At 48.9% G+C, this 8,765-nt stretch carries 10 protein-coding genes; 4 read left to right on the forward strand and 6 right to left on the reverse strand.

The features are described 5' to 3' along the window. Positions 1–19: 19 nt before the first annotated feature. Positions 20–226 carry a DUF751 family protein gene (locus IQ257_RS18615; protein ID WP_193875133.1) on the reverse strand — a complete coding sequence of 69 codons (207 nt, stop codon included), beginning with the start codon at positions 224–226 and terminating at the stop codon, positions 20–22. 179 nt (positions 227–405) lie between these two features. Further along, a complete protein-coding gene (locus IQ257_RS18620) occupies positions 406–807 on the reverse strand; it encodes an ExbD/TolR family protein (RefSeq protein WP_193875135.1) in 402 nt (133 codons plus the stop codon). A 14-nt stretch (positions 808–821) separates the two neighbouring features. On the opposite strand from IQ257_RS18620, the gene IQ257_RS18625 reads away from it, so the two are divergent. Continuing rightward, positions 822–992 carry a hypothetical protein gene (locus tag IQ257_RS18625; RefSeq protein WP_193875136.1) on the forward strand — a complete coding sequence of 57 codons (171 nt, stop codon included), beginning with the start codon at positions 822–824 and terminating at the stop codon, positions 990–992. Here the strand turns inward: IQ257_RS18625 and IQ257_RS18630 are convergent. Together IQ257_RS18630 and rimI are read right to left on the reverse strand one after the other, a co-directional pair. Then, a complete protein-coding gene (locus tag IQ257_RS18630; protein WP_193875138.1) occupies positions 977–3,445 on the reverse strand; it encodes an ATP-dependent Clp protease ATP-binding subunit in 2,469 nt (822 codons plus the stop codon). The two genes, IQ257_RS18625 and IQ257_RS18630, sit on opposite strands and share 16 nt — an antisense overlap. Before the next feature lie 184 nt (positions 3,446–3,629). Further along, positions 3,630–4,289, reverse strand: coding sequence for a ribosomal protein S18-alanine N-acetyltransferase (rimI, locus tag IQ257_RS18635; protein WP_193875140.1), 660 nt, complete (start codon positions 4,287–4,289; stop codon positions 3,630–3,632). Between the two features lie 76 nt (positions 4,290–4,365). On the opposite strand from rimI, the gene lysA reads away from it, so the two are divergent. The 3 genes from lysA to IQ257_RS18650 all read left to right on the forward strand — a co-directional run bounded on the left by lysA (position 4,366) and on the right by IQ257_RS18650 (position 7,688). Beyond that, positions 4,366–5,784: a diaminopimelate decarboxylase gene (gene lysA / locus IQ257_RS18640; RefSeq protein ID WP_193875142.1), complete on the forward strand. Its 1,419-nt coding sequence runs from the start codon at positions 4,366–4,368 to the stop codon at positions 5,782–5,784. 225 nt (positions 5,785–6,009) lie between these two features. Further along, entirely contained in the window at positions 6,010–6,933 is a 924-nt protein-coding gene (gene cdaA / locus IQ257_RS18645; protein ID WP_193875144.1) for a diadenylate cyclase CdaA, read from the forward strand. A 5-nt stretch (positions 6,934–6,938) separates the two neighbouring features. Beyond that, entirely contained in the window at positions 6,939–7,688 is a 750-nt protein-coding gene (locus IQ257_RS18650; protein ID WP_416207932.1) for an isoprenyl transferase, read from the forward strand. 4 nt (positions 7,689–7,692) lie between these two features. Here IQ257_RS18650 and IQ257_RS18655 read toward each other — a convergent pair whose 3' ends face one another. Continuing rightward, the gene (locus IQ257_RS18655; protein ID WP_193875148.1) at positions 7,693–7,965 is read right to left on the reverse strand and encodes a DUF3143 domain-containing protein; all 273 of its coding nucleotides are present in this window, start codon (positions 7,963–7,965) and stop codon (positions 7,693–7,695) included. A gap of 138 nt (positions 7,966–8,103) precedes the next feature. After that, a complete protein-coding gene (locus tag IQ257_RS18660) occupies positions 8,104–8,712 on the reverse strand; it encodes a J domain-containing protein (RefSeq protein ID WP_193875150.1) in 609 nt (202 codons plus the stop codon). Positions 8,713–8,765 lie beyond the last annotated feature (53 nt).

Raw genomic sequence — 8,765 nt, forward strand, 5'->3', positions numbered from 1 at the left:
GTTTGCAACGATCTCTAGTCTAATAAACTGGATTTAACCCTAGCATTGCCCGGAGGGTAAATATCAAGAATAGTACAGCTCCCACTAAAATACCCATGACAGCGATCGCGCTGAGGCGATTGCTGAATAAGGGCTTAAAGCGCTCGAACAGGGCAAAGAAGATGCCCAAGGTGATGCTGATCAGGTAACGGGGGTAGCGAGAGATGTTTTGCAAAAAATCCTTCATTTGCTTAGAAGAGTTTACTATTTCCCTCTTAACTGGTAGCACTTGTGAGCGAGTTCGACAAGACTGGAGCTAGAATTGACCCAATATAAGCAGCCAGTAAGGGCAGCCTAGAAGTCGGATGTCAGTGACATTAAAAGGGAGCATATTGGTAAATATAAAAATCCTAAAAAAGGATGATATTACGGTCTTTCAGCCGCGATCGCTAACCGAATCCCTTGCACCAAACGCAAGCGATCCATCACACTCACCACCCTACCATGAGGAACCCTTGCATCAGCATTAATAACCACTAGGGATTGAGAATTCGGCACAACTAGAGAACCTACCGCACCTTCAATCTGAGAAAGTTCAATCGGCTGACGGTTCACAAAAATCTGCCCATTCCCATTAATCGTCACCGTAATTTGCTCTTGGCGCTGAATTTCTGCGGTTATTGCTGTAGGTAAATTGACAGGCAATCCCTCAGAACGAGTTAAAAACAGCGTCGAAATGATAAAAAATGCCAAAATCGAAAAGATAGCATCAATCATCGGCACGATATTAATCTCAAAGGGCGATTCTGATTCATCGGGAAGACGCATAAAAATTACAAAATATGAATTTATTTTTCTTTAAAATTCGTCCGGAAGTTAACCCTCAATTATCCGTTACATCCGTTACCAAATCCGCTGCTAACTCAAAAAAAACGGTAGAAAAGGCTAACCTTCTCTACCGTCAACTTAACGAACTGTTGGTAATGGAAAGATTGACTTACTCAACGCCTTGAGGTAGTAGCTCTCGCTTTTCCCCTGGAAGAACTTTAACCTTACCTTCCTCATCAACATCAACGATCGCACTATCTCCTTCCTTGAGACGTGCTGAGAGGATTTCTTCGGCGAGTACATCCTCTAACAAGCGCATAATCGCCCGACGCAGGGGTCTTGCACCATAAGATGGACTGTACCCTTCTTCCACCAAGCGTTCCTTAAACCGATCCGTAACCTCCAGGTCAATTCCCTGTTCAGTCAGGCGAGTAAAGACCTCACGCAACAAGATATCGCAGATTTCCTTGATTTCGTCCTTCGACAACTGACGGAAGACGATAATTTCATCCAGACGGTTGAGGAATTCTGGACGGAAGTACTGCTTGAGTTCTTCGTTCACCAAAGAACGGATGCGGTTGTACTGAGATTCAGCTTCATTGTCACTCAACTCGAAGCCCAAACCGCCGCCACCTTTCTCAATCACCTTAGAACCGATGTTCGAGGTCATAATCAGTAGGGTATTCTTAAAGTCTACTGTTCGACCCTTAGCATCCGTCAGACGTCCGTCTTCTAAGATTTGCAGCAGCATATTGAAGACATCGGGGTGCGCTTTCTCGATTTCGTCGAATAGCACCACAGTGTAAGGACGGCGACGCACGGCTTCGGTAAGCTGCCCACCTTCGTTATAGCCGACATATCCCGGAGGCGAACCAATCAGCTTGCTGACGGTGTGGCGCTCCATGTATTCGGACATATCCAAGCGAATCATCGCTTCTTCAGAACCGAAGAAGTAGGACGCCAGGGCTTTTGCCAATTCTGTTTTACCAACTCCTGTTGGACCAGAGAACACAAAACTAGCAATCGGGCGGTTGGGATTCTTCAATCCTACCCGTGCGCGACGAATAGCGCGGGAAACAGCTTTAACGGCATCCTCTTGACCAATCAAGCGCTGGTGCAGGGTATCTTCCATGTGCAGCAGCTTCTCAGATTCGGACTCGGTGAGCTTGTTCACCGGTACACCCGTCCAAGATGCCACAATGTGGGCGATATCTTCCTCATCCACTTGGGGGGAAGCATCTTCATTGCCGCCTTCTGCCTTCTTATTCTGAGCAATCGCCCGAATTTCTGCCTTAATTTCCATTTCGCGATCGCGCAATTCTCCCGCCCGATCAAAATCTTGGGAGCGAACTGCATCATCTTTTTCTTTGAGAACCTGACGCAGTTCCTTATCCAACTCCTTTGCTGCGGGGGGCAGTTGAGAGTTAATCAAGCGGACGCGGCTGCCAGCTTCATCGATCAAGTCAATCGCCTTATCCGGCAGGTAGCGATCGGAGATATAACGGTCTGAAAGCTTCGCCGCTGCTTCTAATGCTTCATCCAAAATTTTCAGCTTGTGATGCTGCTCGTAGCGTTCGCGCAACCCATAAAGAATTTCAATTGTCTCTTCTACTGTGGGTTCGCCGACCATCACGGGTTGGAAACGCCGTTCTAGTGCCGCATCTCGTTCGATATGCTTGCGGTACTCATCTAGAGTTGTTGCCCCAATGCACTGAAGTTCACCTCTAGCCAATGCGGGTTTGAGGATATTCGCCGCATCAATTGCTCCTTCAGCCGCTCCCGCCCCAATTAGGGTATGAACCTCGTCAATCACCAGAATTACATTTCCGGCTTGACGGATTTCATCCATGATTTTTTTGAGGCGCTCTTCAAACTCACCCCGGTACTTGGTGCCTGCAACCAGTAGACCAATATCGAGGGTAACAACCCGTTTTTCTTCTAAGATATCAGGGATATCATTGTTGGCGATGCGTTGGGCTAGTCCTTCGGCGATCGCGGTTTTTCCGACACCCGGTTCCCCAATCAGCACAGGGTTGTTTTTCGTGCGGCGTCCCAAAATCTGGATGACCCGCTCAATTTCTTTGGCACGTCCTACGACCGGATCAAGCTTACCTTCACCAGCCATTTGGGTGAGGTTGCTGCCAAATTCATCCAGGGTTGGTGTCTTGGTGCGACCGGTGGACGCGCCACTGGTGACTTCTGCCGTTTCGCCCAGCATCCGAATCACTTGGGTTCTCACCTTAGTTAGGTCTACCCCTAAGTTTTCCAAAACTCTAGCCGCCACCCCTTCACCTTCCCGGATCAACCCCAGAAGTAAGTGTTCAGTGCCGATATAGTTATGCCCAAGTTGACGGGCTTCTTCTAACGACAGTTCTAAAACTCGTTTAGCTCTTGGGGTAAACGGTATTTCTACCGCTACGAAGCCGGAACCTCTACCAATGATTTTCTCGACTTCAATCCGGGCATCTTTGAGGTTGACACCCATCGATTTGAGGACTTTGGCAGCGACGCCAGTTCCCTCCCCAATCAGACCTAGAAGGATTTGCTCTGTGCCGACGAAGTTATGCCCCAGGCGACGTGCCTCTTCCTGGGCTAGCATAATCACCTTAATGGCTTTTTCTGTAAAGCGTTCAAACATGGCGTATTTCCATCACCTGTTGCGTGCCCGTGTACGCTGATTCTAGCATAGGGGACTAGTCCGGCTGTCGTTTTAGAGACAACCGGCGGCACGAATATAGGTCTAGATTCCCCTACCTGCTGAGTAGGGATTTTAGGAATCCAGCATTTTCCGTTAACAATTTTTTAATGCATTGTTAATCGATTCAAAGATAATCAATCCTCTCTGCCTGCCTCGCATCCGACAGTTGCCAACCCCACTCGGACAGGCGGGGGATGATTTGTCGGTAACAGTCGCTAAGGATTTTCTCAAATTCCAGGTCTTGCAGACCCTTGCGCCAAAGAATCAGGGCATCTTCGCCCGTATCTTTGTAATAGCGTCGGCGTCGTCCCGCTTCCGTGAAGCCAAACTTTCGGTAAAGTGACAGGGCTACCTGATTAGAAGGTTTTACCTCTAGAGTTGCCCACTCTAATTTATGCTCTTTTGCCTCTTGAAGCAAGGTGTGCAAAAGGAGTTGACCGATCCCTTGACCCTGGTAGTTTGGATGCACCGCCAGAATAGTAATATGCGCCTCCTCTAAAATTGACCAATAACAGCCTAATCCCACTAAGGAATTTGGCATATTCGGCGTTGTTTCAATCTCGGATGTTACCGAGTATTGAGTTGAGACGGCACAGGCGTTACTACCTCGTGCCTGCTCATTCGACGCGCTCTGCGCCTCTAAAACCAGCAATTGACTGTTGGGACTCTCTAACTCGCGCTCGTAACCCGATCGCGTCCAAAGACCCCCAAAACAAAGCTGGTCTAACTCTACAGCCGCATTGAGCTGCGCTGCTGTCAGCGGCTTAAGTTCTAAGAAAACCACAGCCCTCAATTGTACACTGTTTAACGGGGCGCTCTGTCGTGCCTGTACATGTCAATTTAAGGATAGTAATACCATTATGCTATTGAGTGACCCGACTGGGGTGCAAAATTCTGGACTTCGATATCTTCCCTCTCCTGATCATGACAGGGAGGTTCGTTCGCCCAATCAAGAGCTGCTGCCACTAACGGCTACCGTCAACAGCCAGGACTGCCTAGAAATTGGGGGCTGTGATGTGAAATGCTTAGTCGAGCAATTTGGCTCTCCCCTTTACATTTTGGATGAGGTGACATTCAGAACCGCTTGCCGTCAGTATCGGGATGCCTTTGCTCGTTACTATCCCGCTCAGTCTCTGGTTCTCTATGCTTCTAAAGCTTGGAATTGTCTGGCAGTTTGTGCCCTTGCAGCATCAGAAGGCTTGGGGATCGATGTCGTATCGGGAGGCGAACTCTACACAGCTCTAGAAGCTGGCGTTTCGGCTGACCAACTTTACCTCCACGGGAATAACAAGTCCAAGGCTGAGTTGAAACTAGCTGTTGAGAGTGGCTGCACGATTGTTGTCGATAACTGGCTAGAGTTACACAATTTAGTGAACCTCGTAGAGACAAGGCAGGCAACGTCTCCCCAACCGATTCCGATGATGCTGCGAATGACGCCAGGGATCGAGTGCCACACCCACGAGTACATTCGCACCGGTCATCTTGACAGCAAGTTTGGCTTCGATCCCAATGAGTTGGAGGCGGTTTTTGCCTTTGTCAGCCAACAGCCCACCTTGAATTGCATCGGCTTACACGCCCACATTGGTTCTCAGATTTTTGAGAGCCAACCCCATCAAGACTTGGCGGGAGTTTTGGTGGACTACATGAGTAAAGCTTCTGGCTACGGTTTGTCGATTCAAGAATTGAATGTGGGAGGGGGCTTGGGTATTTGTTACACCGAATCCGATGATCCCCCCACTATTGACGACTGGGTGAAAGGGGTTTGCGAAGCCCTGATTAGTGCCTGTGAAGAGCGGCAGTTGCCCCTACCCAGGCTGCTATCGGAACCCGGACGATCAATTGTTGGTTCAGCCTGTGTTACGGCTTATACCATAGGAAGTCGCAAGGTTATTCCTGGAATTCGCACTTATTTAGCTGTGGATGGTGGGATGTCAGATAATCCGCGCCCGATTACTTATCAGTCGGTTTACAGGGCTGTTGTTGGCAATCGGATGTCCGCGCCCCTTACAGAAACCTTGACTATTGCTGGCAAGCATTGCGAATCAGGGGATGTGATCATCAAAGAAGCGCCCATGCCCACCACCGAACCAGGTGATGTGTTTGTCGTGATGGGTACGGGTGCCTACAATTACAGTATGGCTTCTAATTACAATCGCCTGCCCCGACCCGCAGCGGTATTGGTTAATGAGGGACAAGCGGAATTGATTGTGCAGCGAGAAACGTACCAGGATTTAATCCGCTTTGATCGCTTGCCAAAGGGACTGGCTCAAGAGGGGTAAGGGTCTGGGAATGGGATAGATAGGCTTCGCTGTATTTTCCGTTAACTCAATTGTGATAAGCTAACCGTTTACCCTTTAGAGTGCAAGAGGGAAGCATTTTTGCATCTGTCCCCAACCAATGACTTCTCTTTTGACTGACAATTCATCGCAACTCGTGGGTTTATCTCGTTAAAATCAAGCCAGAGTCAAGCATCTCCATCGCTAAGCGTTTATTGAAGTTTATCAATGCCTCCGTCGTCGTCGGGTCTTGTTTCTGACCCTGGCTGGGTTCAGTCCTTGTTGCTTCACAGCATCGATGTCGGATTGGTTCTAGCCCTCACCTATTTGGTACTCCTGATTATTGGAGAACGCCGCACCTTGTGGATGGTTCGGGGGTTGATTGTCCTGATGCTAGCTGCAGCAGTGAGCAATCGACTGGGGTTGACGCTTTTGAGTTTTGTGCTAGAAAAGTTGGTGGTTGGCTCGGCGGTGGCAATGGCTGTAATCTTCCAGTCAGAATTTCGCCGATTTCTTGAGCAGTTGGGGCGGGGAGAAATAGTGCAGTTGTTTCAAGCCAAACGACGCCCTATCCCCAAGCCCGACAGCGTCATTGATGAAATTGTGGACGCCGTTAAGGAATTGTCTCAAAATCGCACCGGTGCTCTGATGATTATGGAAACAAACGGTCCGGTTGACGAGCGGGATTTTTCGGTACCGGGTGTTCAGCTCAATGCAGAAGTTTCTAAAGAACTGCTGCAAACCATCTTTCAGACAACGACGTTGCTGCACGATGGAGCCGTTTTGATTCGGGGTTCCCGCGTGGCTGCTGCTGGGGTAATTTTGCCGCTTTCCGAGCGCACGGCTTCGCGGCAACTTGGTACGCGCCATCGGGCAGCAATGGGAATTACCGAGCGTGTCGAAAATTGCCTGTGTATAGTTGTATCGGAAGAGACGGGTTCAATTTCTTTGGCAGAAAGAGGAGGACTTAACCGACCTTTAACTAGCTCTAAACTCAAAGAATTGCTTGAGACTCGATTTTCGAAGGCTGTTGACCGCGAGGCAGTTGCCCCTGGTTTGCGAAGTTTAGGTCGCCAAGTTAAACATCGGGGACGAGACTTGATTTCCCGTTTCTTTCGTCGTCTGCCACCAACGTCTCATAAGAAGAAATGACTGTCATGCAACCTAGCGTATTAAATTTGAAAGAGCTACCCAGCGACCTCGATCGCAACCGCCTGCCTAGGCACGTGGCGGTAATTATGGATGGCAACGGTCGCTGGGCTAAACACCGAGGACTACCCCGAATAATGGGGCATCGCCAGGGAGTAGATGCCCTGAAGAAGTTGCTGCGCTGCTGCAAGGATTGGGGAATTGAAGCGCTCACGGCTTATGCCTTTTCGACGGAAAACTGGGGGCGTCCCTTGGAAGAAGTGGACTTTTTGATGACCTTATTTGAGCGGGTGTTGATGCGAGAACTCCAAGAGATGATCGAGGAGAATGTGCGGATTCAGTTTGTGGGGAATTTAGCCGCCTTGCCGCGATCGCTTCAAGACCAAATCGAACGATCTATGACGGCAACCCAAGGCAATAGCGGCATTCAGTTTACCGTTGCCACCAACTACGGGGGACGTGAGGAGATTTTGCAAGCGTGTCGGGCGATCGCCACTCAAGTCCAGCAAGGTAAAATTCAACCGGATGAGATTGACGAGGCACTGTTTTCCCGCTATCTTTATACCGCGAATGTCTGCGATCCCGACTTGCTAATCCGTACCAGTGGAGAGATGCGCCTCTCAAATTTCCTGTTGTGGCAGATGGCTTATGGCGAACTTTACATTACCGAGGCTCTTTGGCCTGATTTTGACCGAACTCAGTTTCATCAGGCATTGTCGGCTTATCAGCAACGCCATCGGCGATTTGGTAAGGTCTGAGCTATTAAGGACCTGAGAAAACCGCAGCATCTATATCTTCACGACTGAGAGAATACTTGAAGGAGCGCACAATATCGCGCCCTTCTACTGTGGCATTCATGTAGCGTACAGTTAACTCTTCAACATCCAGGCATAGTTCCGCTTTCCAAGTCCCTCGCTCAAGATACCAGCAATGTAGCTCATTGCGGTCTTGTTCACATCCTTGGGAGCGCAACCACTCCTCGATTTCAGGAAGGGGATGGTTGTAAAGTGGGGTATCGGCTGATGGCAGCATCATAGGGCGTTTTCAGTGTGGCACTTTGGATTTAAACAACTCAGCAATTGAAAATTTAAACAGGAAAAATTCAAGAGAAATAATGATTTTGGCGACTCAATGACTGCAATTTAACTAATCAATTATTTCTGCCATGCTGCACTAGTTAGCTATGGGAAATTTGGGAGTTGTTGCAGTATCATTTGTTACCCACAGTTCTTCTCCTGGAGGTTGAGAGGAGGGATGATTTAACTGGTATTCGGTGGGTAAGCTGTAATTGTGTATCCCCGATACTTGCAGGGCAGAATCTCCTCGGGTTAAGCCAATCACGATCGCAAGTAGCAGGCAACCCACAAAAGTCAGCCCCAAAACGAACAGGGCAAATAATTCGCCTGCCGAGAGAGGGCGATCGGTTGGATCAAGATAGGCAGAGGATGAGTATTTCGGGCGTGGTTGGTTAACGGGATGGTTGAAACCTGGAGGTGGCTGAATCACGCTATAGCGCGAGTAGCCAATTTTTTGGTCATACAAAACTCGTCGTTCTGGATTGCTCAGAGTGGCATAGGCTTCATTAAGCTGTTGAAACTTCACCGTTGCCGTGTCTGTCGGTAAGTCAGTTGTATCGGGATGGTAGCGTTTGCTGAAGTCCCGATAGGCACGTCGGATTTCTAGAGGTGACGCACTAGGGTGTAACCCCAAGATTCCATAGTAAGTAGTCGGATGGGTTATTATTCGATTCCGAATGGTTTTTCTTACCCGGTCTTGAGCCACTATAGTTCCATCCTGCCTCTATATTTATCTTATTTTAAGGGATTGGTTGGTTG

Source organism: Coleofasciculus sp. LEGE 07092 (assembly GCF_015207375.1).
Lineage (GTDB): Bacteria > Cyanobacteriota > Cyanobacteriia > Cyanobacteriales > Coleofasciculaceae > LEGE-07092.